The sequence below is a fragment of the Nonomuraea sp. NPDC049684 genome (assembly GCF_044465345.1).
Lineage (GTDB): Bacteria > Actinomycetota > Actinomycetes > Streptosporangiales > Streptosporangiaceae > Nonomuraea.
In genome coordinates this window covers 157,572-183,052 of the sequence record NZ_JBITLO010000019.1, presented here as the reverse complement: position 1 = coordinate 183,052, position 25,481 = coordinate 157,572, and the positions used below count along the sequence as shown (strand labels likewise).

At 75.1% G+C, this 25,481-nt stretch carries 27 protein-coding genes; 9 read left to right on the top strand and 18 right to left on the bottom strand.

Annotated features, from left to right (window positions below; translation table 11 throughout):
- Positions 1-67: 67 nt before the first annotated feature.
- Positions 68-685, bottom strand: coding sequence for a TetR/AcrR family transcriptional regulator (locus ACIBST_RS42190; RefSeq protein WP_397179123.1), 618 nt, complete (start codon positions 683-685; stop codon positions 68-70).
- A gap of 47 nt (positions 686-732) precedes the next feature.
- On the opposite strand from ACIBST_RS42190, the gene ACIBST_RS42185 reads away from it, so the two are divergent.
- Positions 733-2,223: an FAD-dependent oxidoreductase gene (locus tag ACIBST_RS42185; protein WP_397179122.1), complete on the top strand. Its 1,491-nt coding sequence runs from the start codon at positions 733-735 to the stop codon at positions 2,221-2,223.
- Between the two features lie 7 nt (positions 2,224-2,230).
- Here the strand turns inward: ACIBST_RS42185 and ACIBST_RS42180 are convergent, their stop codons facing one another.
- The 7 genes from ACIBST_RS42180 to ACIBST_RS42150 form a co-directional block, all read right to left on the bottom strand.
- A complete protein-coding gene (locus ACIBST_RS42180; protein ID WP_397179121.1) occupies positions 2,231-2,974 on the bottom strand; it encodes an SDR family oxidoreductase in 744 nt (247 codons plus the stop codon).
- A gap of 304 nt (positions 2,975-3,278) precedes the next feature.
- Positions 3,279-3,950, bottom strand: a complete 672-nt coding sequence (locus ACIBST_RS42175; RefSeq protein WP_397179120.1) for a response regulator — start codon at positions 3,948-3,950, stop codon at positions 3,279-3,281.
- Positions 3,947-5,248, bottom strand: a complete 1,302-nt coding sequence (locus tag ACIBST_RS42170; RefSeq protein ID WP_397179119.1) for a sensor histidine kinase — start codon at positions 5,246-5,248, stop codon at positions 3,947-3,949. Before ACIBST_RS42170 ends, ACIBST_RS42175 begins: the two co-directional genes overlap by 4 nt.
- Complete coding sequence (locus ACIBST_RS42165) at positions 5,245-6,204, bottom strand: alpha/beta hydrolase (protein ID WP_397179118.1); 960 nt, start codon at positions 6,202-6,204, stop codon at positions 5,245-5,247. The genes ACIBST_RS42170 and ACIBST_RS42165 overlap by 4 nt, the downstream gene beginning before the upstream one ends.
- Positions 6,205-6,319: 115 nt before the next feature.
- Entirely contained in the window at positions 6,320-7,996 is a 1,677-nt protein-coding gene (locus ACIBST_RS42160; protein WP_397179117.1) for an ABC-F family ATP-binding cassette domain-containing protein, read from the bottom strand.
- A gap of 201 nt (positions 7,997-8,197) precedes the next feature.
- The gene (locus ACIBST_RS42155) at positions 8,198-8,485 is read right to left on the bottom strand and encodes a hypothetical protein (RefSeq protein WP_397179116.1); all 288 of its coding nucleotides are present in this window, start codon (positions 8,483-8,485) and stop codon (positions 8,198-8,200) included.
- A gap of 28 nt (positions 8,486-8,513) precedes the next feature.
- On the bottom strand, positions 8,514-9,431 hold the full coding sequence (locus ACIBST_RS42150) for an NADP-dependent oxidoreductase (protein WP_397179115.1): 918 nt from the start codon (positions 9,429-9,431) through the stop codon (positions 8,514-8,516).
- A 157-nt stretch (positions 9,432-9,588) separates the two neighbouring features.
- Here ACIBST_RS42150 and ACIBST_RS42145 point away from each other — a divergent pair, with 157 nt between their 5' ends.
- Positions 9,589-10,359 (top strand): methyltransferase domain-containing protein, encoded by a 771-nt coding sequence (locus ACIBST_RS42145; RefSeq protein ID WP_397179114.1) that lies wholly within the window; start codon positions 9,589-9,591, stop codon positions 10,357-10,359.
- Positions 10,360-10,381: 22 nt separating this feature from the next.
- Here ACIBST_RS42145 and ACIBST_RS42140 read toward each other — a convergent pair whose 3' ends face one another.
- Positions 10,382-11,530, bottom strand: coding sequence for an FAD-dependent oxidoreductase (locus ACIBST_RS42140; RefSeq protein WP_397179113.1), 1,149 nt, complete (start codon positions 11,528-11,530; stop codon positions 10,382-10,384).
- 129 nt (positions 11,531-11,659) lie between these two features.
- Between ACIBST_RS42140 and ACIBST_RS42135 the strand changes: the two genes are divergently transcribed.
- Positions 11,660-12,241, top strand: a complete 582-nt coding sequence (locus ACIBST_RS42135) for a TetR/AcrR family transcriptional regulator (RefSeq protein WP_397179112.1) — start codon at positions 11,660-11,662, stop codon at positions 12,239-12,241.
- Between the two features lie 22 nt (positions 12,242-12,263).
- On the opposite strand, the gene ACIBST_RS42130 is transcribed toward ACIBST_RS42135, so the two are convergent.
- Positions 12,264-12,653 carry a PPOX class F420-dependent oxidoreductase gene (locus tag ACIBST_RS42130; RefSeq protein WP_397179111.1) on the bottom strand — a complete coding sequence of 130 codons (390 nt, stop codon included), beginning with the start codon at positions 12,651-12,653 and terminating at the stop codon, positions 12,264-12,266.
- A 66-nt stretch (positions 12,654-12,719) separates the two neighbouring features.
- Between ACIBST_RS42130 and ACIBST_RS42125 the strand changes: the two genes are divergently transcribed.
- Positions 12,720-13,535 (top strand): M20/M25/M40 family metallo-hydrolase, encoded by an 816-nt coding sequence (locus ACIBST_RS42125; protein ID WP_397179110.1) that lies wholly within the window; start codon positions 12,720-12,722, stop codon positions 13,533-13,535.
- Positions 13,536-13,608: 73 nt separating this feature from the next.
- Here ACIBST_RS42125 and ACIBST_RS42120 read toward each other — a convergent pair whose 3' ends face one another.
- Together ACIBST_RS42120 and ACIBST_RS42115 are read right to left on the bottom strand one after the other, a co-directional pair.
- A complete protein-coding gene (locus ACIBST_RS42120) occupies positions 13,609-15,408 on the bottom strand; it encodes a CocE/NonD family hydrolase (RefSeq protein WP_397179109.1) in 1,800 nt (599 codons plus the stop codon).
- Between the two features lie 108 nt (positions 15,409-15,516).
- Entirely contained in the window at positions 15,517-16,800 is a 1,284-nt protein-coding gene (locus ACIBST_RS42115; protein WP_397179108.1) for a cytochrome P450, read from the bottom strand.
- Positions 16,801-16,957: 157 nt separating this feature from the next.
- On the opposite strand from ACIBST_RS42115, the gene ACIBST_RS42110 reads away from it, so the two are divergent.
- Positions 16,958-17,854: a sigma-70 family RNA polymerase sigma factor gene (locus ACIBST_RS42110; RefSeq protein ID WP_397179107.1), complete on the top strand. Its 897-nt coding sequence runs from the start codon at positions 16,958-16,960 to the stop codon at positions 17,852-17,854.
- A 92-nt stretch (positions 17,855-17,946) separates the two neighbouring features.
- The gene (locus ACIBST_RS42105) at positions 17,947-18,843 is read left to right on the top strand and encodes a polysaccharide deacetylase family protein (protein ID WP_397179106.1); all 897 of its coding nucleotides are present in this window, start codon (positions 17,947-17,949) and stop codon (positions 18,841-18,843) included.
- A 36-nt stretch (positions 18,844-18,879) separates the two neighbouring features.
- On the opposite strand, the gene ACIBST_RS42100 is transcribed toward ACIBST_RS42105, so the two are convergent.
- Positions 18,880-20,211: an FtsX-like permease family protein gene (locus ACIBST_RS42100; RefSeq protein ID WP_397179105.1), complete on the bottom strand. Its 1,332-nt coding sequence runs from the start codon at positions 20,209-20,211 to the stop codon at positions 18,880-18,882.
- Positions 20,208-20,987, bottom strand: coding sequence for an ABC transporter ATP-binding protein (locus tag ACIBST_RS42095; RefSeq protein ID WP_397179104.1), 780 nt, complete (start codon positions 20,985-20,987; stop codon positions 20,208-20,210). Before ACIBST_RS42095 ends, ACIBST_RS42100 begins: the two co-directional genes overlap by 4 nt.
- Before the next feature lie 75 nt (positions 20,988-21,062).
- Between ACIBST_RS42095 and ACIBST_RS42090 the strand changes: the two genes are divergently transcribed.
- Positions 21,063-21,953 carry a TetR/AcrR family transcriptional regulator gene (locus ACIBST_RS42090; RefSeq protein ID WP_397179103.1) on the top strand — a complete coding sequence of 297 codons (891 nt, stop codon included), beginning with the start codon at positions 21,063-21,065 and terminating at the stop codon, positions 21,951-21,953.
- Here ACIBST_RS42090 and ACIBST_RS42085 read toward each other — a convergent pair.
- Genes ACIBST_RS42085 through ACIBST_RS42075 form a run of 3 tightly spaced genes read right to left on the bottom strand, consistent with a single transcriptional unit; the run spans position 21,926 to position 23,466 of the window.
- Entirely contained in the window at positions 21,926-22,453 is a 528-nt protein-coding gene (locus ACIBST_RS42085) for a GNAT family N-acetyltransferase (RefSeq protein ID WP_397179102.1), read from the bottom strand. The genes ACIBST_RS42090 and ACIBST_RS42085 overlap by 28 nt on opposite strands.
- Before the next feature lie 25 nt (positions 22,454-22,478).
- A complete protein-coding gene (locus ACIBST_RS42080) occupies positions 22,479-23,075 on the bottom strand; it encodes a TetR/AcrR family transcriptional regulator (protein WP_397179101.1) in 597 nt (198 codons plus the stop codon).
- Position 23,076: 1 nt separating this feature from the next.
- Positions 23,077-23,466 carry a hypothetical protein gene (locus ACIBST_RS42075; RefSeq protein WP_352330754.1) on the bottom strand — a complete coding sequence of 130 codons (390 nt, stop codon included), beginning with the start codon at positions 23,464-23,466 and terminating at the stop codon, positions 23,077-23,079.
- A gap of 87 nt (positions 23,467-23,553) precedes the next feature.
- On the opposite strand from ACIBST_RS42075, the gene ACIBST_RS42070 reads away from it, so the two are divergent.
- Entirely contained in the window at positions 23,554-24,342 is a 789-nt protein-coding gene (locus ACIBST_RS42070; RefSeq protein WP_397179100.1) for a class I SAM-dependent methyltransferase, read from the top strand.
- A 7-nt stretch (positions 24,343-24,349) separates the two neighbouring features.
- Here ACIBST_RS42070 and ACIBST_RS42065 read toward each other — a convergent pair whose 3' ends face one another.
- Positions 24,350-25,114 carry an NAD(P)-binding domain-containing protein gene (locus tag ACIBST_RS42065; protein WP_397179099.1) on the bottom strand — a complete coding sequence of 255 codons (765 nt, stop codon included), beginning with the start codon at positions 25,112-25,114 and terminating at the stop codon, positions 24,350-24,352.
- A gap of 107 nt (positions 25,115-25,221) precedes the next feature.
- Between ACIBST_RS42065 and ACIBST_RS42060 the strand changes: the two genes are divergently transcribed.
- Positions 25,222-25,476, top strand: coding sequence for a hypothetical protein (locus ACIBST_RS42060; protein ID WP_397179098.1), 255 nt, complete (start codon positions 25,222-25,224; stop codon positions 25,474-25,476).
- The last annotated feature ends 5 nt before the right edge of the window (positions 25,477-25,481 follow it).

Below are 25,481 nucleotides of genomic sequence, written 5' to 3'. Positions count from 1 at the left end.
ACGCGGGTCGCGGGGCGGGCGCTTCTCCGATCCTGACCGGTGGGCCCGCCCTGCCGCGCGGACGGGTTCAGGGACGGGCCAGCCCCCGCGCCAGCACGTCGAACGCCAGATCGACGGCCGCGACGTGGTCGGCGAGCACGTCGGCGGCGCGTTCCCCGGCCAGTTGCCGGGCCGCGGTGGCCAGGAAGGCCGAGCGGAATGCGCCGACGATCAGCGCCGCGGTCAACCGGCCGGGCAGCTCCTCGCCGGACTCCTCGATCAGGGCGGCGAGCACGGCCTCCAGCTCGTCGGCGATCTCCCTGGCGCGCGCCCGCAGCGCCGCGGAGCCGGCCACCACCCGGAAGAAGTGCACGAACCGGTCGTCGACCCCGCCGAGCGGGTGGCCCTCGCGCGCGTGCCGGACGAGCATGTCCCGCAGCGCGGACAGCACCGGCTCGCCCGCCCGGCGGCCTCTGACGGTGCCGGTGACCAGCTCGACCAGCTCGGGGACGCGGTCGAAGAAGATGTCCTCCTTGCGCGGGAAGTAGTTGAACACCGTCACCTTGGAGACGTCCGCCGCCTCGGCGATCTCGCCGATGGTCACCTCGTCGAAGCCGCGTTCGTAGAACAACATCGAGCCGTGGTCGGAGATGCGCCTGCGGGTCTCGGCCTTCTTGCGTTCGCGGAGCGATGGAGTCTCATTCACGAAAAAAGTGTATCGCACTTAAAATTTAGTCGGGTATAGTTTTGGCCATGGACTACGACGTGATCATTTCTGGTGGCGGCCCCGTCGGCCTGATGCTCGCCTGCGAGCTGCGGCTGCACGACGTGCGCGTGGCGGTGCTGGAGCGGCTGACCGACATCGACCAGACGGTCAAGGCCGGCTCGATCAACACGCCCACCGCCGAGGCCCTCTACCGGCGCGGGCTGCTCCCGGTGCTGGAGGAGGCCCAGGCCGAGACCATGAAGGCCATCCAGGCGTTCATGGCCCAGCGGGGCGGCGCGGCGGCGGCCGGGCAGCCCAAGGTGTCGGCCTTCGCCGGGCACTTCGCCGGGCTGTGGCTGCTGACCGACCTGGTGGACCAGAGCGACCCCGACTTCGCCGACCGCGGGCCGGCCGCCCGCCTCAGCGGCATCCGGCAGCAGGACATCGAGCGGGTGCTCGGCGAGCGGGCCGCCGAGCTCGGCGCGGACGTGCTGCGCGGCGTGGAGCTGACCGGCTTCGAGCACTCCGCCGACGGGGTCGTCGTGCGGGCGGGCGGGCGGGAGTTCCGCTGCGGGTGGCTGGTGGGCTGCGACGGCGGCCGCAGCACCGTGCGCCGCCTGGCCGGCTTCGACTTCCCCGGCACTCCCCCGCAGATCACCGGCCATCAGGCCGTCGTGACGATGGAGGGCGCCGAGGAGCTCGGCACCGGCTGGACGCACACCGACACCGGCACCTACGCCAACGGCCCGACCCCCGGCCGCATCCTCACCGTGGAGTTCGACGGCCCGCCCGAGGACCGCACCACGCCGGTCACCGCCGAGGAGCTGCAGGCCAGCCTGCGGGCCGTCTCCGGCGTGGACGTCACCGTCACCGGCGTCAGGACGGCCACCCGCTTCACCGACAACGCCCGCCAGGCCACCACCTACCGGCTCGGCCGGGTCCTGCTGGCCGGGGACGCGGCGCACGTCCACTCGCCCTTCGGCGGCCAGGGGCTCAACCTGGGCATCGGCGACGCCGTCAACCTGGGCTGGAAGCTGGCCGCCGTCGTCCGGGGGCGCTCGCCCGAGGCGCTGCTGGACAGCTACACCGCCGAGCGCCACCCCATCGGCGCGTGGGTGCTCGACTGGACCCGCGCCCAGGTGCAGCTCATGCGGCCCGAGGCCCACTCCCGGGCGCTGCGGGCCGTCGTGTCCGACCTGATCGGCACCACCGCGGGCACCACGTACTTCGTCAAGCGGCTCTCCGGCGTCTGGCACCGCTACGAGCTGCCCGGCGACCACCCGCTGGTCGGCCGGAGCGTCCCCGACCTGGAGCTGGCCGACGGCACCCGGGTCGGCGACCACCTGCACGAGGGGCGCGGGCTGCTGCTGGACCTCGGGGCCGGTCTGGCGGCCGACCCGCGGGTGCCGGTGCTGGCCGCCAAGCCGGTGGACGCCCGCGACTTCGGCGGCCTGCTGGTCCGGCCGGACGGTGTCGTCGCCTGGGCGGGCGACGCGCCGGACGCCGCGCTGGAGGAGGCCCTGGCCGCCTGGTTCTGACGGCGTCCTACTCGCCGGCCGCCCAGTCCCGGTACGTGGTCCGGCCCAGCGCGGCGCCGTCGTCGGGCACCAGCGAGCGCTCGGTCAGCTCGCTGCCGAAGTAGCGGGCGTGCTCGTCGGTGACCACCTCGCGCGGGTCGCCGAGGCCGGCCAGGGCGTCGCGGAAGAACTCGTCCATCCGGAACTGCTCGGGGCCGGCGACCTCGGTCCGGCCGTTCAGGGGCGCCCCGAGCGCGACCCGGGCGAGCGCCGCCGCGACGTCGTCGCCCGCCACGGGCCGGAACAGCACCGGCGCGATGCGCACCGCGCCGCCGGCGGCCGACTCGTCGGCGATGCCCCGCACGAACTCGAAGAACTGCGTCGCGTGCACCAGCGAGTACGGCAGGCCCGACTTCTCGATCAGCCGCTCCTGGGCGATCTTCGCGGCGAAGTAGCCGTTGTCGGGCATGCGCTCGGTGCCCACGACCGACAGCGCGACGTGGTGGCCGACGCCCGCCGCCGCCCCGGCGGCCAGCAGGTTGCGGGTGGAGGTCTCGAAGAACTCCAGCACCGCGCTCGGCTCGAACGACGGCGAGTTGGAGACGTCCACCACGACCCGCGCCCCCTCCAGGGCCTCGGCCAGCCCCTCCCCCGTGAGGGTGTCGACGCCGGTCCTCGGGGACGCGGCGACCGCCTCGTGCCCCTGCCCGGCCAGCCTGCGCACGAGCTTCGACCCGATCAGGCCGGTCCCGCCGATCACGACAACCTTCATGACGACCTCCCTCATCGCCCGGGGCACCTCGTGTGCCGTCCGGTCGCCGGCTGATGTCATGTCCAGCCGGCGGCCCCGCGGCACCCGTCGTGACGCCTCCATTACCCGGCGATGTCCTGTCATGTCCGTACGGCGGGGGGCGGCCGGGAGGGCGGCCCTCAGGAGTTCGTCCGGCGGGTGCACAAGGTGGCCGAGGCGTTCGCCGCGTCGCCGGCCGCGCTCGGCTCCGCCGACGTCGACGTGGCCTTCGACGAGCGCGAGGCCCGAGCCGCGCGAGATCGTCCGGCTGGTCGCCGCCTGAAGGTCAGTAGCCCGAGGGCCGGACCAGGCCCGTCTCGTAGGCGAAGACCGCCGCCTGGGTGCGGTCGCGCAGCCCGAGCTTGACCAGGATCCGGCTCACGTGGGTCTTGACCGTCTGCTCGGCGATCACCAGGCGCTCGGCGATCTCGGCGTTCGACAGGCCCTGCGCGATCAGCGCCAGCACCTCGGTCTCGCGCTCGGTCAGGTCGCCCACGCGCTCCTTCAGCGGCGCCCGCGGCGCGCGGCTCACCCGGGCGAACTCGGCGATCAGGCGCTTGGTGACGTTCGGGGCCAGCAGCGCGTCGCCGGTCGCCACCACCCGCACCGCGTGGGCCAGCTCGGCCGCCGAGGCGTCCTTCAGCAGGAAGCCGGACGCCCCGGCGCGCAGCGCCTCGTAGACGTAGTCGTCGAGGTCGAACGTGGTCAGGACGAGCACCTTCGCCGACGCGTCCGGACGGGCGGCGATCCGGCGGGTGGCCTCGATGCCGCCGAGCTCGGGCATGCGCACGTCCATGAGGACGACGTCGGGGTCCAGCTCGGCGACCTTGGCGACGGCGTCGAGCCCGTTGACCGCCTGGCCCACGACCTCGATGCCGGGCTCGGCGTCGAGCAGCACGGTGAAGCCCTGCCGGACCATGACCTGGTCGTCGGCGATGAGCACGCGGATGCTCGTCATGAGGTGGCCTGGACGCCTTTCTGCGAGTCGACCGGCAGGAACACGCTGACCTCGTAGCCGCCGTCCGGCGTGGGCCCGGCGACGAGGTCGCCGCCCAGCATGGCGGCGCGCTCGCGCATGCCGGGCAGCCCGTGCCCGGCGCCGGGCACGGGCGGCGCCGGCCTGGCGGGCGGCTCGTTGACGACCCGGATCGCCAGGGCGCCGGGCCGGTACGTCAGCCGGACCGCCACCGCCGCGCCGGGGGCGTGCCGCATGGCGTTGCTGAGCGCCTCCTGCACGATCCGGTACGCCGACAGCTCCACGCCCGGCGACAGCGGGCGCGCCTGCCCGGCGATCTCGGCGGTGAGCGTGACGCCCGCGCCGCGCACGTTGGCCAGCAGCTCCTCCAGCCGGTCGAGCGTGGGCTGCGGCGCGTCGGCCGGCTGGTCGTGGGCTCGCAGCACGCCCAGGACCCGGCGCAGCTCGGTCAGCGCCCCGACGGCGTTCTCCCGGATGCCGGCCAGGTTCTCCCTCAGCTCCTGCGGCGGGTCGTCCACCAGGTGCGGCGCGACCTGGGCCTGGATGGAGATCACCGACATGTGGTGGGCGACGACGTCGTGCAGCTCGCGGGCGATCCTGCTGCGCTCCTCCAGCAGCGTGCGGCGGGCCCGTTCCTCGGCCGTCAGCTCCTCCTGGGCCTCCAGCCGGGTACGGGTCGTCCTGAGCTGGCGCACCCCGGCCCCGACGGCGACCGCGACCGCGTCGACCGGCAGGGCGATCACTGCCGCCCCGTTGGCCTCCGGCATGAGCACCACGACGGCCGCCACGGTCAGCGTGGTGATCGCCAGCGCCTTGACGGCGACGCCGGGGCGTACCCGCAGCGCCAGCAGGAACAGCACCCCGGCCTGCAGGGCGACGCCCGAGCCCGTCCACGGGAAGGCGGTCGGGTCGGTGTGCGGGAAGGGCAGCCGCGCGTACGTCTCGGGGTGCACGGTCCAGGGGAAGCTCAGGTGCTCCGAGACGTACACCATGCCCGACCGCGCCCCGGCGACGATGAGGACGATCGTCGCCCACCAGGCGGCCAGCGGGCGCCACATCGCCAGCACCATGGCCGCCGCCATGGCCATGGCCAGCAGCGGGACGGTCGGGTCGATGCCATCCCCGCCCGGGTACAGGCCCATGGCCAGCGCGTACAGGGCGACGGCGACGTGCGGGAGCCGGGACAGGGCGCGCGGGCCGCCCATGCGGGGCAGGGGGTCGGGGGCCATGGTCCCCAGGTCCGCGCCCAGCGTGGCGAGGGCCTTGCGCAGCCTGCTCATCCGCCCTCGCCCACGTTCGTTCTGTCCTGGCTTGCACCCTTGGTCCAGCTTACGGGTGAGCCGGTCACGATCCGCGCGAGGTTCGCCAGCGCCGTAGATCCGGCCGCCAGGTAGTCGCTGTGGCCGCCGCCGCCCGCGTCGAACACCCGCGCCCCGAACCCGGGCGCGACCGGGTCCCCGCCCAGGCCCAGGGTGCCGGACGGCAGCTCGACGGACACGTGCGGCAGCCGGCCGACCCAGTCCCCGGCCGTGCGCCCGGCCCACACCGGCGTCCGGGTGCGCAGCGCCGCGGCGTCGGCCACGCCCGCCCCTGGGCTGCCGAACAGGACGAGGGCGGCCACGTCCAGGCCCGGCGCGGCCCGGCCGCACACCGCCGAGCCGTAGGAGTGGCACAACAGCGAGACGCGCGCGCCGGGCCGCAGGGCGCGCAGCTCGTCCAGGAAGGCGCGCAGGGCGGGGGCGGCCCGGTCGGCGCGGCCGAGGGTCAGCGCCTGGAGGCTCACGCTGCTCGGGGTGGCGTACCCGAGCCAGGCGATCACGGCCGACCGGTCGCCCAGCGCGTTCCGCAGGCGCATCGAGCCGCCGCGCAGCGGGCCGTACTTGTCGAGGGTGATGCCCGCGCCCGGGACCAGCACGGCGATCCGGGCGGCGGTGGCCAGGTCGCCGAACACCTCGACGGCCCGGCCGGCGTCGCGGCCGTCGAAGGACAGGAACCGGCGGGCGGGATCGGCCATCTCGCGCAGCGCGGCGGCCCGCCGCCGGTGGCCGTGCCGGACGGCGTCGCGCCCGGCCGCCAGGATCGTCGCGCGCCCGGCGGCGTACCGCCCGGCGAGCCCGGACGGCGGCGCGACCCCGGGGACGGGCGCCGGCACCTCCCCCGACACGCACGCCGCCGGGCCCGCCACCGAGGCGGCGACGAGCGTGGCGAGCAGGAGGCGGCTGCCGCGGTTGCCCATGGGAACCCTTCCGACGGGGGGACGGTTCCCCCGACGCTACGGACCGCCCCCGCCCGCGCGCCTCCCGCTGCGGAGCTCACTTCCCGCGTAGCTCCCAGGTACTACGGGACGTACGTCAGCCCTTCCCCGGCAGGTGCAGGCGGCGGCCCCGCCAGCGGGCGCGCAGCCAGCGGTCGTGACTGGCCACCACGACCGCGCCGGGGCCGTCCGCGGCCATGGCGGCCTCCAGCTCGTCGGCCAGGCCCGGCGACAGGTGGTTGGTGGGCTCGTCGAGCAGCAGCACGTCGGGCGGGTCGGCGATCAGCAGCGCCAGCGCGAGCCGGCGGCGCTGGCCGGCGGACAGCTCCCCCACCCGCAGGTTCGCGTCGCGGGCGCGGATCAGGCCGAGCGAGCGCAGCGGCACGGCCTCGGCGCGCTCCGGCCCGAGGGCCTGCTCGTAGGTCTCCCGCACCGTGCGGCCGGGGTGCTCGAACGTCGTGTCCTGGGTCAGCAGGCCGGCGGTCAGCCCCGGCCGCCGCCGTACCGGCCCGGCCGGCTCCAGGTCGCCGGACAGGACCGCGAGAAGGGTGGACTTGCCCGCGCCGTTCGGGCCGGTGACCAGCAGCCGGTCCCCCTCCCGCAGGTCGAGCCGGTCGAGCGCGAGCCGTCCCGCCACCCGGAGATCCCGCGCCGACAGCAACGGCCCGCTATCCGGGCCGGCCGCGTCGCCGTGGTGTTCCTCCGGACCTGCGGGGGCAGGGAGGGTGGCGGTGAGGCGGGGGCGCAGGCGCAGCGGGGGCGGCGGGGCGGGGACCTGGTCGCGTTCCAGCTCGGCGAGCCGGCGCGCGGCCTCGCGCACCCGCCGGGAGATCTGCTGCTGCACCCGCCCGGCCCGGTGCCCGTAGCCCATCTTCTCGTTGTCGCGGCGCAACCCGTCCTGCGCCACCCGCCGCGCGGTCACCGCGACGGCGCGGCGCAGCTCGTCCAGTTCCTCCTGCTCGGCCGCGTGCCGGCGCTCCCAGCGTGCGCGCTCGGCGCGTTTGCCGGTCAGGTACGCGCTGTAGCCGCCGCCGTACCGGACGGGGCCGTCCACGGCGGGGTCGAGGTCGAGCAGGTCCGTGCAGACCGCGTCGAGGAAGGCCCGGTCGTGGCTGGCCACGACGACCACGCCGGTCATGCCGCGCAGTTCCTCCTCCACGAAGACGGCGGCGTCGTCGTCGAGGTGGTTGGTGGGCTCGTCGAGCAGGAGCGCGGCGGGCCGCCTGATCAGCAGCGCCGCCAGGGCGAGCCGGCCGCGCTGCCCGCCGGACAACGACCCGAGCGCCCGCGTCCCCGGCACGCCGCCCAGGCCCAGCCGGTCGAGGACGATCTCCGCCCGCCGGTCGGCGTCCCAGGACTCGCGCTGCTGCGCCTGGTCGAGCCGGGCCCCGTACGCTTCGAGCAGCGCGGCGTCGTCCGGCGACCCGGCCAGCTCGCGGGTGAGCCGGTCGAGCTCGGCCAGGTCCGTGCGCGCCTCGCGCAGGGCGTCGTCGAGCACGTCGGCGAGCGTGTCCCCGGCCGCGAACGGCAGCTCCTGGTGCAGGAAGCCCAGGTCGGCGGGCCGGACGACGGTGCCGGAGTCGGGCTCGTCCACGCCGGCCAGCAGGCGCAGCAGCGTGGACTTGCCCGCGCCGTTCTCGCCGATGAGCCCGATCCGGCGGCCGGGGGCGGCGGTGAGCGAGAGGCCGTCGAGCACGCGCCGCGTGCCCAGCGTCCGGACGAGATCGTGGGCCAGCAGCGCGTCGCCGGCCGGCGGGCAGGGGTTGGAGAGCATGTGAACCTCGGAGGAGGACGCGGGCGCGCCGAAGCCGCCCGGTGAAGGGGACAGGGTTTCGGGGAACGACGAGAAGGCCCACGTCGGCGGCGCTCACGCGCGCCCGCCGGGGCCGATCACCCTCCGGTCTCACCCGGAGATGTCGTCGTCACCTGCCATGTCGGTCTCCTGGCCGTAGATCACAAACGTTCCCACCGTAGCCTATGCGCCGCGCCCCGCGGACGGGCCCAGGACGGCCCGGACGCCCGGGGTCCCCGCCGCGCGGAAGGCGGCGTCGAGCTCGGCGGGCGAGGCGGCGGTGGCGCCGTCCAGCCAGGCCCGCATCAGCCCCATGAACGCCCCCACCACGCACACCACCAGCAGGTCGAGTCCGTCCTGCGCCCGCCCGGCCGCCGCCACCAGGTCGGCGACCACCTGCTCGGCACGCTGATCCCGGCCGCGGGGTTCCAGGTGGAGGCCGAGGGCGACCTGCCGCCCGCGCCGTTCCACGTCCGCGCGACCCGGCCGCGGGACGCCGCTACGGCCTGAGCACGATCTTGCCGTGGGCGTGCCGCCGTTCCAGCTCGCCGAACGCGTCCCGGACCTGCTCCAGCGGGTAGACGCGGGCGATCGGCACCTCCAGCTCCCCCCGCGCGGCGAGCCGGGCCAGCTCCCCGACGACGACCGCGCAGGAGGCCGCCCCTTCCCCGTACGTCCGCGCGCCGACCCTGGCCGCGCCCGCCCAGTCGCAGATCGTGTCGATCCGCTCGGGCCGCACGCCGAGCTCGACCGCCAGATCGACGTAGCCGTCCCCGTAGGTGTCGATGAACGCGTGCACCTGCCCGCCGGTGGCCGACCGGATCCGCTCGGCCACGCCCTCCCCGTACGCGACCGGCACGACGCCGTGCCCCCGCAGCCAGGCGTGGTTGGCCTGGCTCGCCAGCCCGATCACCGTCGCGCCCCGCCGCCGCGCGAGCTGGACGGCGACGGATCCGACGCCGCCCGCCGCCCCGGACACCACCACCGTCTCCCCCGGCCCAGGATCGACCGCGAACACGGTCGCGTACGCCGTCGTGCCGGCCACGTACAGCGACCCGGCCACCTCCCAGGGCAGCCCCGCGGGCCGCAGGGTCAGCGCCACGTCGTCGGCCACGACGAACTCGGCGTGGCTCGCCCGGCGATGGGTGAAGCCGAGCACCTCGTCGCCCACCGCGAACCCGCGCACCTCCGGACCGGCCGCCACCACCACGCCCGCCAGATCGCTGCCCTGCCCGGACGGGAACGTCGCCGGCCACCGCCCGTGCCGCGCCCCCTGGCGGATCATCGTCTCGCCGGGCTGGATCCCGGCCGCCCGCACCTCGACCAGCACCTGACCGGGGCCCGGCGCCGGACGCTCGACCTCCTCCACCCGCAGGACGTCGATCCCGCCGTACTCGTGGAACCGCACAGCCTTCATCGCGCGATCATCCTCCTCGTCCGGACCGGCCCTTCGCGCGGCCGCAGCCCACCCTGCCCTCCGCGCGCCGGCGGCGGAACGGACCGCTCTTCCCAGGACCGCCGATCCCAGGCAGCGGCTTGACTTCAAGCGCACTTGAAGCCGCAGGATCGCGCCCATGACCAAGAACCAGACGACAGGCCGTACCGGCGAGGAGACCGACGCGCTCATCGCCCTGCTCGACCTCGCGGACCACCTGCCGGGGGCGGCCGAGCTGCGGGCGCGTTCCTACGAGCTGCTCGGCCTCGCGCCGCGGGCGGCGGTGGCCGACGTCGGCTGCGGATCCGGCCGCGCGGCGGCGGAGATGGCCGGGCTGGGCGCGCGGGCGATCGGCGTCGACCCCGACGAGCGGATGATCGGCGTGGCGGCCGGGCGGTGGCCCGCCGCCGAGTTCCGGGTGGCGGAGGCGTACGCGCTGCCGTTCGCCGACGGCGAGCTGCGCGGCTACCGGGCCGAGAAGGTGTACCACGTCCTGGACGACCCGGCACGCGCCGTGGCCGAGGCGCGGCGGGTGCTCGCGCCCGGCGGGCGGATCGTGCTGCTCGGGCAGGACTGGGACACCTTCGTCATCGACTCCGGCGACGCCGCGCTCACCCGCCGGATCGTGCACGCCCGCGCCGACCTCGTCAGGTCGCCCCGCGTCGTCCGCCGCGCCCGCAACCTGCTGCTGGACGCCGGCTTCACCGACGTCACCGTCGAGGTGCACACCAGCGTCGTCACCGACGCGACGATGGTGCCCGTCCTGGCCGACCTGGCGGGGAAGGCGCGGGCGGCCGGGGTGATCGACGCGGCGGAGGCCGAGGGCTGGCTCGCCGAGCAGCGGGAGCGGGGGCGGGCCGGGCGGCTGTTCCTCGCCCTGCCGCTGTTCGTGACCGCGGCCACGCGTTAGGCGTCCGGGCGGCAGGGCCGGGTCAGCGGCGGGGCGGGGCGGGGGCGGCGAGCTCGCCGCTCTCGTGCGGTTCGAGCAGGGCCTCGGCGCCGTGCTCAAGGGCGCGGGCGACGTCCGCCGAGCGCGGGAGCATCGTGCTCTCGTACGCGGCCACGGCCTCGGCCACCGTGGCGCAGCCGGCCAGCGCGAGGGCGAGCTCGCAGGCGTCGAGCATGGCCAGGTTGGCGCCGGCGCCGAGCGGCGGCATGAGGTGGGCCGCGTCGCCGAGCAGGGTCACGCTGGACGAGCGCGGCCACGCGTGCGGCACGGGCAGCGCGAACAGCGGGCGATCGACGTACGGCCCGTCGTTGCCGGTGATCATCCGGAGCAGGTCCGGCGACCAGCCGGCGAACGCGTCGAGCAGCCGGGCGCGGATCCCGGCGGTGTCGCCGGCGCTCAGGCCGCTCGCGGCGATCCAGCCGGCGGGCAGGCGCTGGATGACGTAGACGCGGATGTGGTCGCCGCCGTTGCGCTGGGCGAACAGGGCGCGGTCGCCGTCGGCCGCGGTGGCGGCGCCCTGGCCGACGAGCGCGGCCAGGCCGGGGTGGGCGTTCTCGACGTCGTGGAACCACGCCTCCAGGAAGGTGACCCCGGTGTAGCGCGGCGCCGCGGCCGAGACCGCCGGCCGTACCCGGGAGAACGCGCCGTCGGCCCCGATGACCAGGTCGGCCTCGACGGACGTGCCGTCGCGGAAGCGCACCCGGCGCGGGCCGCCGGGCGGGCCGGTGACCTGCTCGACGGCCGAGCCCCACCGCACGGTCCCGGGCTCCAGCGAGCCGAGCAGCAGGTCGCGCAGCACCCCGCGGTCGATCTCGGGCTTGAAGAGCTCGCCCTCGGCCGGGACGTGGTGGTCGAGGAGCCGTCCGGACGGGTCGAGCAGCCGCATCTCCTGCCCTTCCGGACGGGCCAGCCGGAGGAAGTCGTCGAGCAGGCCGGCCTCGCGCAGGGCGACCTGCCCGCCGTCGGCGTGCAGGTCGAGGGTGCCGCCCTGGTCGCGGGCGCGCGGGTGGGCGTCGCGGTCGTGGACGGTCACCGGGATGCCGTGCCGTTGCAGGACGCGGGCGCAGGTGAGCCCGCCGGGACCGGCTCCGACGACGTGGATGCGCGCGGTGGCGGGTGCGGGTGAGCGCATGGCTGGACCTCTCGTTCGTGATCAGGGGTGGGTACGGCGAGCGCCGCCGTTCCAGAGAAGCAGAACGAGTGCAAAAGTGCAACCAGTCAACTAATTCACTCATGCCACCTTTTTGGTAGGGTGGACGGCATGGACACGCCACCCGTCACCGGCCGCCGCGAACGCAAGAAGGCCGCCACCCGCCGAGCCATCGCCGACGCCGCCCTGCGCCTGTTCCTGGAGCACGGCTACGACCGGGTGAGCGTCAGGGACGTCGCCGAGGCGGCCGACGTGTCCACCACCACGCTGTTCAAGCACTTCCCGAGCAAGGAGGCGCTGGTCTTCGACGAGGAGGCCGACCGGGAGGCGGAGCTGGTCGCGGCGGTGCGCGGGCGCCGGGAGGGGCAGAGCGTCGTCGAGGCGCTGCGCGGGCACGTGCTGGCGTCCTGGCCGCCGGTCGCCGCCCATCCGCTGCGGGCCGGGTTCACCGAGCTGGTGGAGTCCACGCCGGCGCTGCTGGAGTACTACGAACGCATGTGGACCCGGCACGCCGCCGCCCTCGGCGCGGCCATCGCCGAGGACGCGGGCGTGGCCCCCGACGACGTCGCCTGCCAGGCGCTCGCCCGGTTCGTCCTGCAGACGCCGGCGATCACGCGCGGGCGGCAGGACCTTCGCGGGGCCGTCGAGCAGGTCTTCGACCTCCTCGCGCACGGCTGGCGCCCGCCGCGCTAGCGACCGGCGCCGGCCCGCGTCCTCAGACGGTCCGCGACGACCGCCCGCCGTCGATCCCCCACGACACGATCCTGACGGGGGTGATCACGATGACCTCCCGCGAGAAGTACGGCACCGGCGGCTCGTGGTCGGCCAGGGCCGCCGCCGTGCCCCGGATCTCGATGCCGCGCACCACCCACGGATCGACCGAGGCCAGGTCGTCCACGACGAGGGCGACGGTGCTGCCCCGCTGGACGTTCCGGAACTTCCTGGAGGCGCCCATCGCGTGCCCGCCGATGGTGATCGTGCCCGTGGCGGCGTCCACGAAGAAGCCGACGGGGTTGTTCTGCACGTCCCCGGAGGGGGACACGGTGGCCAGCCGGCCGAGGCGCTGTCCGGCCAGGTAGTCGAGCTCTGTCTGCGTGAAGATCATGCGGGGAAGTATGCAGCCTTGACACCGGCGTCACCCCAAATCACCGGATGATCAGCCGCGGTCGCCGTGCCCGGCGGCGCGGATCACCTGTGCGGGCACGACGTGCACACCGCGATCGGCGTGGGCGTCGCGCGGGCCCTGGCCCGCGAGCGGCCCCGGGGCCGGACGGTCTTCTTCTTCCAGCCCGCCGAGGAGACCTGCGAGGGCGCCCGCGCCATGATCGCCGACGGGGCCATGGACCCGGTCCCGCCGCGCGAGGTGTACGCCCTGCACTGCGCGCCCCTGCCCACCGGCAGGTTCGCGGTGGCCCCGGGGTTCGGGCACCCCGGCCAGGACGTCTTCCGCATCGAGGGCCTGTCGCCGGAGGAGGCCAGGCGGTTCGAGGCGCTGGTGGAGGGCCTGTCCACGGTGACGCCGCCGGCCACCCCGGAGGAGATGGCCCGGCTGGAGGCCGACCTGCAACTCCCCGGCGGCCCCCTGACGTCCTTCGTGTACGCCCAGGTCCACCGCGAGCCGGACGCCGTGCAGGGGTGGGTCCGGGCCTGGCCGGACAGCCGGTATGCCGGCATCCGCTCGTCGCTGCGCGCCGAGGCCGGGTCGCGCCTGCGGTTCCTCGCCCATCACCCGTCGTCGGTCAACTCGCCGGAGCACGCGCGGGCCGGCGCGCGGCACCTGGACGCCCTGCTGCTGCACGCGTCCTATCCGTTCAACGGGGAGGATTTCGGGCTGTTCCTGGAGCGGGCGCCGGGCGCGATGTTCTTCTTCGGCGTGGGCGAGCGGGGCGTGCCGCACGACCCGGACTTCGTGCCCGACGAGCGCGCGATCGCCCTCGGCGCCGAGGCGATGGCCGGGTTCCTGCGCGCCCGCGGCGAGGCGCCCTGACGTTCCCGGCCCGTCTCCCGGCCCGTCTCCGGGTGCTCCGGATCGGGCGTGGGGGACGGGCCGGGTCGGGCGGTCAGCGGCGGGACAGCCGCAGCGGGAAGGTGCCGGGGCCGACGCCGCCGAGGGTGGTGGTGTAGGCCGCGAGGTACCGGTCCAGGTACGGCGACCGGTCGCCCTGGGTGGGCACGTCGTGCCGGGTGGACAGCAGGTCCAGGCTCAGCCGCGCGCCGGAGACCTTGATCGTGTTGCCCGACGGCACGTCCAGCCAGCCGTTGGACTCGATGGTGCCGATCTGCACGCCCAGCCGGTGGCCCGGCTCGAAGGTCCAGTCAGCCGACTTCAGGTCGAACGCGATCGGGCCGCGGCGCTCCAGCAACGCCACGTTCTCGTCGAACATGGTCGCCCTGCCGTCGGGGGCGACGTCCCACAGGCGGACCATGACGTTGCCGTTCGTGCTCGCGTCGAGCCTGATCCGCGGCGTGCCGGTGAGCCTGAGCCGCTCGGCGGCGGGCGTGGACCAGGTCCAGAAGCTGCCCGGGGCGGCCGCGCTCTGCCTGGCCGAGCTCTTCTCGGCGGTGGAGAGCGGTTCGAGCGGCGGCGCGTGCTCCATGTCCCAGCGGCCGGAGGGGGCGGTGGTGGCCGTCGCCGCGGCGCCGCCGCCGTCGTCCAGGTACGCCCCGCTCGACAGCCGGGCCTCGTACGACGTGGTGACCACCGGCCAGGCCGGCTGGGCGCGCCACCCGCCGAGGCTGTCCTCGATCGCGTACGCCGGGTCGCTCACCGAGGGCCGCACGCCGCGCAGGTACTGGTCGTAGAAGCGCATCACCTCGTCGAACCAGCCGGCCCGCCCCTGCAGCAGCCGGCCCTGGGCGTCGGTGTCGTTGCCGCGCACGTGCTCCCACTGGCCGAGCCAGCCGCGTTCGCGCCCGCGGTGGTTGTCCAGGTAGACCTCCATGTCCTCGGGCTTGGTGTTGGGCTCGATGAAGCCCTGGGTGACCAGCAGCGGCGTGCCGGTGCCGGCCGCCCGGTCGGCCAGGTTGCGCGCCCGCCAGTACGCCGAGCGCAGGTCGGGATTGTTGTTGTTGGTGATGTTGTCGGACAGGCAGGCGGGGTGGGCGGCCTCGTACTGGGCGTTCGCCTTGTACCGGTCGCTGTCGCCGGCCATCGGCGCCATCGTCGCGATCGAGTTGTACGCCTCCGGCGTGCCCGTGACGTTGGGCCGCGGCACCTTGTTGCTGAACAGGTAGTTGTACATGTTCCAGACCGGTTCCTGGGCGACGACCGCCTTCAGGCTCGGCAGCCTGAGGTTGTTGCCGACCAGGCCGGTGGCCGCGTCGTACGACTTGCCGTACATGCCGACCTTGCCGGTCGACCAGGGCTGGGCCGCCGACCACTCGACGGCGGCCCGCACGTCGGCCTGCTCGCCCGGCCCGACCCAGTCGAGGCAGCCGGTGCTGCCGCCGAAGCCGCGCAGGTCGACCATCACGAAGGTGTAGCCGCGGCCCATCAGCCCGGCGCCGTCGACGAAGTCGCGGAAGCGCGCCGACGGCCCGACCTGGTCCCATCCCTCCGGGCCGGTCTGCCCGGCGTGGGCGAAGTAGGGGCCGACCGAGACGATCACCGGCGTCCGCGCGCCGGCCGGCAGGTGCGCCGGGCGCAGCACGTCGGCGTGCAGCTCGACGCCGCTGCCGTCGGAGGAGGGGAAGTACGCCTCCGTCCACGCGGCGCCCGCGGGGACCCGGGGGTTCTCCTCGTGCGTCACCCCCGGGGCCGTGGTCCTGGCCGAGGCGGGCGGGCCGCCCGCGGCGAGGGTGGTGATCGTGACCAGGACGCCGGCCGTCACAGCGGCCGTCGCCTTCCCGCGGATGTTCATCGACTCTCCCCGTGCATGCCGGTGGCGTCCGAACGAGCGTGCATCACTCATATGCCAGCGGGCACGCCGAGGCAAGCCCCGCCACACCCGTCCGGCGAGGACGGCGGCTCAGCCGGGACGGCGGGTCAGCCGCATCCGGATGTCGTGCTCGGCCCACAGCACGAACCGTTCGACGGGCGTCACCGGATGGTCCTCGACCGGCTCGAAGGCGAACCTCCTGAGCAGCACGGCGAGCACCAGCTCGGCCTCCACCATGGCCAGGCTCGCGCCCTCGCAGCCGCGCGGCCCGAGGCCGAAGGGCAGGTAGGCGTAGCGGTGGCGGGCGGCCTGCTCCTCGGGGGTGAAGCGGGCGGGCCGGAAGGCGTGCGGGTCCGGCCAGTGGCGGGGGTCGAGGTGCACGGCCCAGAAGGGGTAGAAGATCGTGGTGCCCGCCGGGACGTGGTGGCCGTCCAGGGTGAGGTCCTCGGTGGTCTCGCGGGCGCCGTACGGGCCGGGCGGGTAGAGCCGCATCGACTCCTTGAGCGCCATCTCCAGGTACGGCAGGCGCCGCAGGTCGGCGTAGCCGGGGGCGGCGCGCCCGCCCAGCACGTCGTCCAGCTCGGCGGCCACGCGCGCGGCCGGACCGGGGTGGCGGGCGAGCAGGTGCAGGGTCCAGGAGACGGCCACGCCGGTGGTGTGGTGGGCGGCGAGCATGATCATGAGCACGGTGTCCCTGATCCGGGCGGGCGACATGTCCGCCCGTGCCAGGGCGGTGACCAGCTCGCTGCCGCCGCGGGCCAGCACGCCGTCCACGACCTCGCGCAGGTGGGCCAGCGCCCGGTCGGCGCGCGCGAGGTCGTCGTCGCGCTCGTACAGGCGGCCGAGGTGGACGGTCAGCACGGTCTCGAACGCGCTCACCACCCGCGCCGGGTCGGCCAGGCCGCCGCCCAGGGCGTACTGGGCGATCATGCGCAGGGACAGCTCGCTCAGGTCCTGCTGGAGCGCCACCGGGCCGTCGGCGGCGCGGCGCTCCCAGCGGTCGGCCAGCTCGGTGGCCAGGGTGACGAAGCCGGCGAAGTGCGCCTCGTGCGAGCGGCGGCCGGCGAGCACCGACAGCAGCACCCGGCGGAAGGGGCCGTGCTCGTCGGCGGGCAGCGTCTGCAGGTTGCCGGCCTCGCAGAGGGGGTCCAGGAACTCGAACAGCTTGCCGGGGCGTTCGTCGATCGCGGCCGTGGCCTCCAGCAGCACGGGGTCGGCCACCGAGATCGCGGCCGGCGCGCCGGGGAGCTGGAAGCGCACCAGCGGGCCGTACCGCTCGTGCAGCCGTAGCTGGTAGGTGTGCAGGCCGCCGGCGGCCGCGATGGCGCTCAGCCCGCCGTCCGCCGCGGGAGGAGGGCCGGGGATGTCACGCATCCGGCCACCGTCTCGCGGACGCGCGCGCCCGGCAAGGGTCCGGGCCGTGATCACCTTTGTCCGGGCCGCGATCACCTTTGTCCGGGGCCGCGGTCACCTTTGTCCGGTCCGGTGCGTCAGCAGAATGAGCATGTCACCCTTGAGAGGAAATATCGCCATGACTGCCCATGACCTGCTGGCCGACCGGTTCGAGGGGCATCGTCCCCGGCTGAAGGCGGTCGCCTACCGCATGCTCGGCTCGCTGACCGAGGCCGAGGACGCGGTCCAGGAGGCGTGGCTGCGGCTGGCGCGCTCGGACTCGGGCGACATCGCCAACCTGGGCGCCTGGCTGACCACCGTGGTGAGCCGGGTCTGCCTGGACCTCCTGCGCGCCCGCAAGGCCCTGCGGGAGGAGCCGCTGGAGGCGCGGCTGCCGGACCCGGTGGTCGGACGCGCCGAGGCCGCCGACCCGGCCGCGGGCCCCGAGCAGGAGGCGCTGCTGGCCGACTCGGTGGGCCTGGCGCTGCTGGTCGTGCTGGAGTCGCTGTCGCCGGCCGAGCGGCTGGCGTTCGTGCTGCACGACCTGTTCGGCCTGCCGTTCGAGCAGATCGCGCCCATCGTGGAGCGCACGCCGGCGACGGCCAAGAAGCTGGCCAGCCGGGCGCGTCAGCGGGTGCGCGGCGCGGCCCCGGCCCCCGATCCCGACCTCGCCGGTCAGCGCCGGGTGGTGGAGGCGTTCCTGGCCGCGGCCCGCGAGGGCGACTTCGACGCGCTGCTGGCCGTCCTCGATCCGGACGTGGTGCTGCGCGCCGACGGCGGCCTGCTCACCGGCGGCATGAGGGTCGTCCGCGGCGCCGCGGAGGTGGCCGGGCAGGCCGCCGCCTTCCGCCGTTCGATCGGGGTGGTCGCCCGCCCGGCGCTCGTCAACGGCCTGGCGGGGCTGGTCAACACCGTCGAAGGCAGGCTGTACTCGGTCATGAGCTTCACCGTCAGCGACGGCCGGATCGCCGCGATCGACATCCTGGCCGACCCCGACCGGCTGGCCGCGCTCGACCTCACGTCCTTCGGGCTCTGATCGCCGGACGGTGATTGACGAAGGTCGGCGCGGTGCTGCACGATCGGTCGCGCGGGGTCGTCCACCGGCCGCCACCTACGAAGGGTTCGCTGATGACGCTCGCCTCCCGGCTCGGCCACGCCCCCGACGACCGGCTGCTCATCGTCAACGCCGACGACTACGGCATGAGCCGGTCGGCCAACCTCGGCGTCACCTCCCTCCTGCGGGCGGGGGCGATCAGCTCGGCCACGGTGATGACGCCCTGCCCGTGGGCGCCGCAGGCCGCCGCGCAGGCCGCGGGCTTCGACGTCGGGGTGCACCTGACGCTGACCAGCGAGTGGGAGGGCTACCGCTGGGGGCCGGTCACCCGCGACCGGCCCGTCCCCACGCTGGTGGACGAGGCCGGCTACTTCTTCCGCGACTGCGCCTCCTTCGAGCGGTCCGCCGACCCCGGCGAGGTCCGCGTCGAGATCGTCAACCAGATCCGCAAGGCCGTCGCGCTCGGCCTGGACCCCTCGCACGCCGACAACCACATGGGCAGCCTGTACGGCCTGGCCACCGGCCGCCACTTCCTGGACGTCGTCCTGCCGGTGTGCGCCGAGTTCGGCCTGCCCTTCCGCCTGCCCCGCTCGCTGGCCGGCACCGGCGCGCCGGAGGAGCTGGAGCCCGTGGCCCGGGCCCTGGCCGCGATGGCCGACGAGGCCGGGGTGGTCATCCTCGACCACCTGTGGTCGCTGCCCTTCCACCAGGCCGAGGGCGAGGACTACGACTCGCTCAAGAAGGACATGATCGGGCTGCTGCGCTCGCTGCGGCCGGGCGTGACGGAGATCTACATCCATCCCTTCGAGGACACCGACGAGCTGCGCGCCATCATGCCGGGGGCGGCCAAGCGCGGCTGGGAGCTCGCCCTGTTCACCGACCCCGACGTCCGCGAGGTCCTGGACGGCGAGGACGTCAAGCTGATCGGCTGGCTGGACCTGCGGGCCGTCCAGCGCGGGCAGCGCCCCTGACCCCGGCCGCCGGTCGCACGCCGTCCCGCACGCGGGTCAGGGGGCGGACAGCGCGTCCACCGGACGGACGCGCAGCGCTCCCGCGGCCGTCGGGATCGAGGCCGCCAGGACGAGCAGCAGCGCCCCGCCCGCGACGGCCGCGTACGTCCACCACGGCCCGGACGGCAGCGGCGAGCCGGTCTTGACCAGGCTGTAGGGGACGGTGGTCGCCGCGGCGGCGACCGTGCCGAGCACGACGGCCACGACCGCCGTCACCGTGCCCTCGGCCACGACCGTGGCCATGACCTGCCCGCGCGTGGCGGCCGACAGCCGCAGCAGCCCGAACTCCCGGCCGCGCCGCCGGGTGGCCGCGATCAGCGTGTTGACCACGACGATCGCGGTGAACGTGATGATCATGGCGACGACCAGGTAGTTGACCGGGGCGAGGCGGCCGCTGACGTCGGCCGCGGTCCGGTGGAGGCTGTCCTCGGTGCTCTGCATGTAGAGCGTCCCGGCGGCGATGCCGACCAGGAGGATCAGCGGCCCGGCCACGCCGCCGGCGTGCCGGGCGCGGGCGTGCAGGTTGCGGGCGGCCAGCCGCCCGGCCGCGCCGAGCCGGGCCCGGGAGAGCCATCCCACCGGCGCGACGAACAGCGGGCTGAGCAGGGCCAGGCCGACCGCGACGGCGACCCCGGCCGGGCCGGCGGTGCTGGACAGGAGCGGGCCGTCGTCCATGAACAGGGTCGTCACGGACAGGCTCAGCCCCACCGCCAGCAGCGCGCCGCCGCCGATCACGCGCCCCCGCCCGAGAGCGCCGCCGACCGTGCCGCCGGGTGCGGCTCCCAGCGCTCGCACCGGCGGGACGGACGCGGCGCGCCTGCTGGAGATCAGCGCGGCGGCCAGGGCCGCGGCCAGGGACGTGCCCGCGCCGATCGCGGCACTCGCCCATCCGGCCACCAGCCCGGTGCCGCCCTCGACGAGCCCGCCGTCCACCAGCCTGCCGAGCACGACCGCGCCGAGCCCGGCGCCCGGCAGCAGCCCGGCGAGGATCGCGGGGACGGCCACCGCGACCGTCTCCAGCACGACGTCCTGCCGGATCTGGCGCGGGGTGGCCGCGATGGACCGCAGCAGGGCCAGCTCCCGCTCGCGATGGCCGATGGTGAGCGAGACGGTGGACACGACGCCGAAGGCCACGATCGCCACGGTCCAGCCGCCCAGGATGGCCGGCAGCATGACCAGGAACCCGGGGTCGCGGCCCGTGGCCAGGCCGGTCTCCAGCAGGCTCGCGAACGCCGTGAGCAGCGCGGTCCCGGCGGCCATGACGGCGGCCGAGGCCAGGTGGGACGCCCGGTGGGCGCGGATCGTGCCGAGGGCCAGCCGCCACCTCATCGCACGCCCCCCGCGTGGACGGGCGCCGACAGGCGGGCCATCCGGGCCGCGACCGTGGCGGCGTCGGGGCGCGGCAGGTGGTCGGCGATCCGCCCGTCGGCGAAGAACACCACGGCGTCGGCGTAGGAGGCGGCCACCGGGTCGTGGGTGACCATCACGATCGTCTGCCCGTCCTGGGCGGACGCCTGGCGCAGGAGGCTCAGCACCTCGCGGGCCGCCTGCGTGTCGAGGGCGCCGGTGGGCTCGTCGGCGAACAGGACGGCCGGGCGGCCGAAGATCGCGCGGGCGATCGCCACCCGCTGCTGCTGGCCGCCGGACAGCTCGCCGGGCCGGTGTCCCGTCCGCTCCCCCAGGCCCAGCCGGGTGAGCAGGGCGCGGACCCGGCGCCCGTCGGCGCGGCGGCCGGCGAACTCCATGGGCAGGGTCACATTCTGCGCCACGGTCAGGGTGGGCACCAGGTTGAAGGACTGGAAGACGAACCCCATCCGCTCGCGGCGCAACCGGGTCAGCGCCGCCTCGCCCAGGCCGTCCAGGCGGTGGCCGTCCAGGACGACCGAGCCGGAGTCGGGGCGGTCCAGGCCCGCGGCGCAGTGCAGCAGGGTGCTCTTGCCCGAGCCGGAGGGGCCCATCACGGCGGTGAAGGCGCCGGCGGGGATCGCCAGGGACACGTCGTCGAGCGCCGTCACGGCCGTCGGGCCCTGGCCGTGGCATTTCGTCACATGGTGCAGTTCAAGAGCTATTTTCGTCACAGAAGTGTCGTACGGTGCACGAGTCATAAATACACCGTACTGCAATTTCCGATTAGTGCTACGTAAAAGGCGTGGAGTATAATTTCGTCACACAAATTGCTTGTGACGAAAAAGGGGGGCGGCGTGGCGGCGTGCGAGGTGTGCGGGCGGGAGCTGCGGGCGGCCGAGCGGGGGCGGCCCCGGCGCTACTGCTCGCGCGCCTGCCGCACCAGGGCCTACCGGGCGCGGCTCGCCGAGCCGCCGCCCGCCGACGACCCCGCGGTGCCGGCGGGATCGATGCCCGCAGGGCGGGCGGCCGAGGCGGCGCTCGACCAGGACCGGGTCGTGCGGGCCGCGATCGCGCTCGCCGACCGGGAGGGCGTCGCCGCCGTGTCGATGCGGCGGATCGCGACCGTCCTCGGCGTGGGCGTCATGTCCCTCTACCGGTACGTCCCGAGCCGCGAGGAGCTCAACGACCTGATGGTCGACGCCGTCTTCGCCGCCCGCCCGCTGCCCGAGCCCGGCCCGGACGGCTGGCGGGCCAGGCTGGAGCTGTCGGCGCGGCGGGAGTGGGAGCTCTACCGCCGGCATCCCTGGGTGTCGCACCTGGTGGCGGTGACCACCCGGCCGCCGGTCGCGCCCGCGCTGATGGCCTACACCGACTGGCGCATGCGCGCCCTCGACGGACACGGGCTCGACTTCGCCACGCTCGTCCAGGTCGCCATCATGATCGGCACGTACGTGCAGAGCGCCGCCGTGCCGCTCGCCCACGAGGCGCAGGCCGCCCGTACCAGCCGCCACAGCCGCCGGGAGTGGGCGCGGGCGCGCAAGGAGGCGTTCGCGCGCAGCATCGGGGCGGCGCGGCTGCCGATGGTGTCGGAGTTCGGGGACGAGGCGTTCGAAGCGTCGGAGCCGGAGAACATCTTCGAATTCGGCATCCACCGCCTGCTCGACGGCATCGAGCTGCTGCTGCGCGAGGACCGCGGCTATCCGGGCCCGGTGGGCACCAGGTAGCGGCGTTTGCGTTCGGTGAGGTCGAGCAGCCGCCCGCCGTTGGCCTCGATGACCTTGCGTGAGGCCGTGTTGGCCAGGTCGCACATGACCAGCGCGCGCTCGATGCCCAATCGCCGGGCGATCGGCAGCGCCGCGGCCAGCATCGCCGTCGCGTGGCCCCGGCGGCGGGCGCCTGGGCGCACGTCGTAGCCGATGTGGCCGCCGAGCCGCGCCAGCTCCGGGGTGAGCCGGTGGCGGACGGCCAGCCGGCCGAGGAACCGGTCGCCGTCGGCCCACCACAGCGTGGTCATCGGCACGAACCCCTCGCGCACGCCCGCCTGGGCGCGCTCGCCCAGCACCCGCCGGACGTAGGCCGCGAAGGCCACCGGATCGGTCAGCGCCGCGGGATCGACGTCCTGGACGAACCACGGGACCGGGAAGTCGCGGTCGGCCCGGAACTCGGCCACCGCCTCCAAGAACGATGCCCGCAACCCGGGCGTGGGATCGACGAGGGCCGGCATGCCGACCATCATGCCCGACGGCCGGTCAGAACGGGCGGGGCGTTCTCGCGGTGGCGCGGTCGAAGAGGTCGGCGAGCTCGTCGGCGCAGTGGTCGGGGTCGAGGCCGCCGGCGAGCCGGTCGGCCACCGCGTCGATGGCGGCGCGCAGGGACGTGGCCATCAGGACGCTGTCGAACGTCCGGAACGCGCCGCTGCGCTGCCCGTCGTCGAACAGGGCCACCAGCCGGGCGATGGCGGCGTCCCGCTCGCCGCCCCCCACGGGCGCGCGGTTGAACGCGATCTGCTGGACCGCGCGCACGTGGGCCGGATGGGCGGCGATGAAGGCGACGTTCGCCCTGATGAACGCCTCCAACTGGGCACGGGCTCCGGACGCGGCCTCGATGGCCGGCCGCATGAAGGCGGCCGCGTCGGAGACGACCTGCCGGACGACGGCCTCGAAGAGCTGCTCCTTGGTGGAGAAGTGGTAGGAGATCAGCCTCTTGCTGCTGAGCCCGGCATGGTGGCAGATGGCCTCGAACGTGGTCTCCGGGTAACCCCGCTCGGCGAGCACGGCGATCGCGGCCGAGGCGATCTGGGCCTTGCGTGCCTCGGTGGCCGCCTGTCGGGTTCCGGAGCTCTCCATGTCAGCCCAGCTTGCCACGCTTCGGGAACGCCGCACGCACGGCACGGCGGTTGACGACGACAGCGACGGCGGCGACCAGGACGCCGACCACGGCCTGCTCGGCCTTCATCCACAGCGGGTAGCCGCTGTCCGGCGCGAGGAGGATGAGCACCACGCCGATGGGCGCGGCGACGGAGACGAAGCGGATGCGCACGTAGGCGGCCCGTCTGCCGCGGGCGGCCTGCCCGGCGAGTGAGACGAGCCAGGCGGAGGCGGCGGCGACGGCGGCGGCGCGCAGCCACACCACCCAGTTGCCGCCGACGACGGCGGCCACGCCGAGCGTGGCGATCGACAGGAGCAGCACGGCGGCGAAGAGGATCCGGACGAGCCGCCAGACCTGATTGTTATCCATAAGGATAAATTTACACGCTCGGATAACGAAGTGCGCGGCGCGGGAAAACTCGTTGCCTCCGGCCCGGCGGGGCGGCCACGATCGATCATGACCGTGACCCGCGAGGTACTCGCCTACTACGCCCAGGACCTGGAGCACGACCGGCTGCGCGAGGGCCGCGGCCGCCTGGAGTTCTGGCGCACCCAGGACGTGCTGCGCCGCACGCTGCCGCCGGCCCCCGCCCGGGTGCTCGACGTGGGCGGCGGCACCGGCGTGCACGCCGAATGGCTGCTGGCCGACGGCTACGAGGTGGAACTGCTGGACCCGGTGCCGCTGCACGTGGAACGGGCGGCGAGGGTGCCGGGGCTGCGCGCCCGGGTCGGCGACGCGCGGCGGCTGCCCGTGCCCGACGGCGGGGCGGACGCCGTCCTGCTGCTGGGCCCGCTCTACCACCTGGCCGACCGGGCCGACCGGCTACGGGCCCTGGGCGAGGCCCGGCGCGCCGTACGGCCCGGCGGGGTGGTGGCCGCGGCCACCATCAACCGGTACGCGGCCGTGCTCGACACCGTCAACCTCGGCACCTACCTGGAGGAACGGCAGCGGGAGGCGGCCCGCGCCGCCGCGGCGGACGGCGTCATGCTCTCCCCCAGGCGCGGCTTCTCCGCCTACTTCCACCATCCGGACGAGGTGGCCGCCGAGTTCGCCGAGGCCGGGCTGCCCGGCGCCGCCCGCCACGGCCTGGAGGGCACCTTCTGGCTGCACGGCGACGTCGACGACTGGCTCGACGACCCGGACCGCCGGGCCCTGCTGCTGGACGCCCAGCGCTCGATGGAGTCGGAGCCCTCGCTCCTGGGCGCCAGCGGCCACCTGCTGACCGTCGCCCGCCGGCCCGGCTGAGCCTCGGTCAGGTGAGGCGGTCGAGCAGGTCGTCGAGCGTGTCGGCCAGGGCCTGCGACCTGGCCGGGGTGAACCAGGTGGTGCGGACGCGTTCGTTGCTGCCGTTCGGGGTCTCGTGGTCGGCCGCCAGCCGCGCCAGCGAGCGGCTGTCGTCGCCCAGGGCCCGGCCGAGCCCCTGGAACAGGCCGCGGACGTAGCCCTCGGCCACCTCGGGCGGCACGCCGTGCCCGGCGGCCCACGTGCTGAGCGTGGCCAGGTAGGACAGGTGGGTGGTGAGCGTGGCGGTCAGCGCGGAGAAGACGTTGAAGGCCGCCTCGTCCTCGGCTGCGAGCACGCCGCCCAGCCGTTCGAACAGGGCGTCGGTCACCGGGTGCGACGGCCAGGTCACCGTGACGGAGCCGCGGTCGCGGACGGCGGGCAGGGGGATCGCGCGTACCAGGGCGGCGCGGGTGTCCAGGAGCTTGCGCAGCTCCTCGGCGGCGACGCCGGCCATCACGTTGACCACGATCGTGTCGTCGTCCACGCGCAGGCCGGCCAGCGCGTCGTGCCGGTCCGGCGGGCGCACGGCGACGACGACCAGGTCGGCGCGGTCCGCCACCTCCTGGTTGGAGGCGCACACGTGCACGCCGGCGTGGCGCTGCGCCAGCTCCGCCGCCGCGCGCGCACCCCGCGGGGAGAGGAACACCTCGGGACGCTCGCCGGGACCCTCGCACAGGCCCGTCACGAGGGCCCGGCCGATCTCGCCCACCCCGATGACCCCGATCCGCTGCACCGTGTCTTCCTCCCGATCCGTGGTCGTACGTACTACAGCAGTCTGTACCGTTACTTCGGTTGCTGGCGGGATTCAGCGCGGGGACCTGCGTCCATAGCGTTGTCCTCATGAGCGATCCGTACAGAATTGACACATATGAGCGGCCGGCGCGCAGCCCGCGTACCCGGCCGCGGCGACCGGTGCCGCGTTCCCTGCTGTGGATCATGGCGGTGTGCGGGGCCTCGGTGAACGTGGCGGCCAACATCGTCACGCGGGGCGATCTGAACCCCGTCGGGCTGGCGTCGGGCGTGGTGGGCGTGGTGGGCATCGCCGGGCTGCTGATCCTGCGCTTCGCCGGCGGCCGGTCGGGAGCGCGGCCGTGAGCGCG

Coding starts and splice junctions, on each gene's coding strand:
- ACIBST_RS42185 (WP_397179122.1), top strand. CDS start 733: ATGGACTACGACGTGATCATTTCTGGTGGCGGCCCCGTCGGCCTGATG.
- ACIBST_RS42180 (WP_397179121.1), bottom strand. CDS start 2,974: ATGAAGGTTGTCGTGATCGGCGGGACCGGCCTGATCGGGTCGAAGCTC.
- ACIBST_RS42175 (WP_397179120.1), bottom strand. CDS start 3,950: ATGACGAGCATCCGCGTGCTCATCGCCGACGACCAGGTCATGGTCCGG.
- ACIBST_RS42170 (WP_397179119.1), bottom strand. CDS start 5,248: ATGAGCAGGCTGCGCAAGGCCCTCGCCACGCTGGGCGCGGACCTGGGG.
- ACIBST_RS42165 (WP_397179118.1), bottom strand. CDS start 6,204: ATGGGCAACCGCGGCAGCCGCCTCCTGCTCGCCACGCTCGTCGCCGCC.
- ACIBST_RS42160 (WP_397179117.1), bottom strand. CDS start 7,996: ATGCTCTCCAACCCCTGCCCGCCGGCCGGCGACGCGCTGCTGGCCCAC.
- ACIBST_RS42150 (WP_397179115.1), bottom strand. CDS start 9,431: ATGAAGGCTGTGCGGTTCCACGAGTACGGCGGGATCGACGTCCTGCGG.
- ACIBST_RS42145 (WP_397179114.1), top strand. CDS start 9,589: ATGACCAAGAACCAGACGACAGGCCGTACCGGCGAGGAGACCGACGCG.
- ACIBST_RS42140 (WP_397179113.1), bottom strand. CDS start 11,530: ATGCGCTCACCCGCACCCGCCACCGCGCGCATCCACGTCGTCGGAGCC.
- ACIBST_RS42135 (WP_397179112.1), top strand. CDS start 11,660: ATGGACACGCCACCCGTCACCGGCCGCCGCGAACGCAAGAAGGCCGCC.
- ACIBST_RS42130 (WP_397179111.1), bottom strand. CDS start 12,653: ATGATCTTCACGCAGACAGAGCTCGACTACCTGGCCGGACAGCGCCTC.
- ACIBST_RS42120 (WP_397179109.1), bottom strand. CDS start 15,408: ATGAACATCCGCGGGAAGGCGACGGCCGCTGTGACGGCCGGCGTCCTG.
- ACIBST_RS42115 (WP_397179108.1), bottom strand. CDS start 16,800: ATGCGTGACATCCCCGGCCCTCCTCCCGCGGCGGACGGCGGGCTGAGC.
- ACIBST_RS42110 (WP_397179107.1), top strand. CDS start 16,958: ATGACTGCCCATGACCTGCTGGCCGACCGGTTCGAGGGGCATCGTCCC.
- ACIBST_RS42105 (WP_397179106.1), top strand. CDS start 17,947: ATGACGCTCGCCTCCCGGCTCGGCCACGCCCCCGACGACCGGCTGCTC.
- ACIBST_RS42100 (WP_397179105.1), bottom strand. CDS start 20,211: ATGAGGTGGCGGCTGGCCCTCGGCACGATCCGCGCCCACCGGGCGTCC.
- ACIBST_RS42095 (WP_397179104.1), bottom strand. CDS start 20,987: ATGACTCGTGCACCGTACGACACTTCTGTGACGAAAATAGCTCTTGAA.
- ACIBST_RS42085 (WP_397179102.1), bottom strand. CDS start 22,453: ATGCCGGCCCTCGTCGATCCCACGCCCGGGTTGCGGGCATCGTTCTTG.
- ACIBST_RS42080 (WP_397179101.1), bottom strand. CDS start 23,075: ATGGAGAGCTCCGGAACCCGACAGGCGGCCACCGAGGCACGCAAGGCC.
- ACIBST_RS42075 (WP_352330754.1), bottom strand. CDS start 23,466: ATGGATAACAATCAGGTCTGGCGGCTCGTCCGGATCCTCTTCGCCGCC.
- ACIBST_RS42070 (WP_397179100.1), top strand. CDS start 23,554: ATGACCGTGACCCGCGAGGTACTCGCCTACTACGCCCAGGACCTGGAG.
- ACIBST_RS42060 (WP_397179098.1), top strand. CDS start 25,222: ATGAGCGATCCGTACAGAATTGACACATATGAGCGGCCGGCGCGCAGC.